General features: G+C 66.3%; 3 protein-coding genes. 2 read left to right on the top strand and 1 reads right to left on the bottom strand.

Going from position 1 to position 2,493, the window contains the following annotated elements; translation table 11 throughout:
- Positions 1-705, bottom strand: a 705-nt coding sequence (locus ASG00_RS14335; RefSeq protein ID WP_162238345.1) for a recombinase family protein, incomplete at its 3' end; no start/stop codon positions are given.
- Positions 706-828: 123 nt separating this feature from the next.
- Between ASG00_RS14335 and ASG00_RS04325 the strand changes: the two genes are divergently transcribed.
- On the top strand, positions 829-1,320 hold the full coding sequence (locus ASG00_RS04325; protein ID WP_056207301.1) for a hypothetical protein: 492 nt from the start codon (positions 829-831) through the stop codon (positions 1,318-1,320).
- A 61-nt stretch (positions 1,321-1,381) separates the two neighbouring features.
- Positions 1,382-2,401, top strand: coding sequence for a diacylglycerol/lipid kinase family protein (locus ASG00_RS04320; RefSeq protein ID WP_056207176.1), 1,020 nt, complete (start codon positions 1,382-1,384; stop codon positions 2,399-2,401).
- Positions 2,402-2,493: the final 92 nt, after the last annotated feature.

Genomic DNA, 2,493 nt, shown 5'->3' with positions numbered 1-2,493 from the left:
ATCGGGAGCATAGGCGCGTTTCCCGGAGATCCTGGCGGAGGACAGGATGCTGCGCACGGTGTACGGATGCCACAGCCCTGACGTGCCGGTGCCGGCGCGTAGGGGTGGGATTTCGGAGCGGTTGAGCCAGGCGGTGATGGAGCGGAGGGATTCGCCGGCGAGGAACCGGTCGGCCATCTGCCGGATCACCGCCGCCTGCTCGGGGATAAGGACCCCGCCGGGTCCGTATCCGTACCGGGCGGGGCCGTGCCAGACGCCTTGCTCGGCGAGGCGCTTGTTGGCTCGTTTGACGCGGTCGGACTTGTGTCCGGATTCGTACGCGGCGATCGCGACGAGCTGGCGGGCCATGAGGCGGCCCTCGGTGGTGTTCAGGTCGAACCCGCCACCACGCACGGCCTCGATCCGCATCGGGTGCTGCTCGACGAGGTCGATCAGGTCCTCGAGCTCACGGGGCTGCCGGTAAAGGCGGTCGACGTGCCAGACGATGATGTGCGTCACCCCGGCCCGCACCTGCGCGACGAGCGCGTCGTATCCGTTTCGTCGGCCCCCATCGAACGCGGACACGTCGTTGTCGATGAATACCTGCGGATCAGTGAACCCGAGCTTCGCGGCGTGGGCGAGGCAGTCTTCTTGTTGGCGTTGGATGCCGGCTTGTAGGCCGGTGCGGTCCTGCGAGATCCGTAGATACACCGCCGCCTGACTCATGCCAATTCTCACTCTCCGCTCGTGACGAGCGTAGAGCGGCAAGCGTGTCCGGGGTTCCGGGCCGGCGCGCCGGCGGTTTGCGGAACCTGTGAGGTGTACATGTTGGAGGCGTATCGTCAGGTCATGGATACGCAGAAACGAACGAGCGGTGTAGATGCCGCGACGCTGGGCCTGAGATCGGTGCTGGTGGGTTCGTTGCCTGCAGCGCTGATGACTGAGGATGCCCCGGATCGATACACGGTGGAGGCCGTGTTCAGTCGTCGTCCCGAGCGGGAAGAGGTGGCGCAGATCCTTGGGAGCGAGACTCGTGACGTTTTGGCGAGTTCGGGTTACCCGACGGTTGAGGTCACGGTGTCGGATCGCCGTTTGGAGATCGCGAACACGAACCTGGAGGAGTTGCGTGATGGGTTGGCGCGTGTCCTCGCGGATCGGCTCTCCGAGATCAGCACAGTCGTCCGTGCGACGCGGGAGGCAGCGGCCGCGAGGTTCGAGGATGCGGCCGCTAGCGAGCATGTACGCGCAAGCGCGGTGACAGCGCTGGCGGCGTCCGTGACGTTCATGACCTCGGGAGACACGGAGACGGTGTCTGCATCCCGTCAGGAGGGCGGTCGCTGACGCTCGCCTGGTCGATGCCTCGACTTGCCGGTCAGCCGACTCCCTTTCCTCTGCTCATGCAATGATCGCGACGGCATCACAGCTCACGGCGGGAGCTCACGCGGCCGTCGTCTACAACCCGGCCAAGATCTCGATCGATCGAGTGCGCCCTGCCGTCACGGCGCAACAGCGCTCACATGGGTGGGAGGAGACGCGTTGGTTTGAGACGGCCAGTGAGGACTCCGGCCGGTGTGCTGCCGAGCAGGCACTCGCTGGCGAGCCCACTGTGGTCATTGTCGTGGGCGGTGACGGCACGGTGCGGGCCGCTGCGGAGGTGATGCAAGGTACCGGGATCCCGATCGCGTTGGTGCCGGCAGGTACCGGGAATCTTCTCGCCCGGGATCTCGGCGTACCGCTGAATGACATCTCCGCGTGTGTCTCGGTCGCGTTCTCGGGCGAGCTTCGCAACGTTGATGTGGGGGTTGCCGAGCTCGAGGAGCTGGCCGGTAGACGAGCTTCCCATGTGTTCATGGTGATGGCCGGAATCGGGTTGGACGCGGCGATGGCGCAGAACACCAGCACGATCGCGAAGAGGCATCTCGGCTGGTTCGCGTACGTCGCCCCGATCGCCCGGTCGATCATCGCGAACCGCCTCTTCCACCTCGATTACCGGATCGACCGAGGCCGTGCGCGGTCGACGCGCGCGCATACGGTTATCGTCGGTAACTGCGGAACTCTGACGGGAAATATGCTGTTGATCCCGGCCGCGGTCATCGACGACGGTCTGTTGGACGTGGTCATGATGCGCCCGCGAGGACGCTTCGGATGGGCGCGGATCGGGACGCGCCTCACTCTGCAGGGCATCGCCCGCCGCTCCCGGCTCAGTCGGGAGTTGCTCCGACGCGCGCCAGTCTTCCACGCCCTCGCGTATGTGCAGGGAAGGCAGTTCGAGGCGCGCTTCGAGACTCCGCACCTCGTCGAGCTCGATGGTGACAGCTTTGGTCATGCCATCCGTGTGCGCGTCAGCGTGCGTCCGGGCGCGCTCGGTGTTCGGGTCACCGCGCGGGCGAACCCGTCTGGGTTCGCCGAGCCGTCAGGCTGAGGCGCCTGAGGTGCACGCGAGGCGGCGCTGGCTGTCAGACGCAGAGATGTCTCGGTGTGTCCGAGAGTTTCCGCGGAGGGCTGGCCAGGGCA

Source organism: Microbacterium sp. Leaf351 (genome assembly GCF_001423825.1).
In the GTDB taxonomy this organism is placed as follows: Bacteria; Actinomycetota; Actinomycetes; order Actinomycetales; family Microbacteriaceae; genus Microbacterium; species Microbacterium ginsengisoli.
This window is presented reverse-complemented; position numbering and strand designations above follow the sequence as displayed.

Bases quoted from the DNA above. Each gene is read 5' to 3' on its own strand.
- ASG00_RS04320 (WP_056207176.1), top strand. From the start codon at position 1,382: ATGATCGCGACGGCATCACAGCTCACGGCGGGAGCTCACGCGGCCGTC.
- ASG00_RS04325 (WP_056207301.1), top strand. From the start codon at position 829: ATGGATACGCAGAAACGAACGAGCGGTGTAGATGCCGCGACGCTGGGC.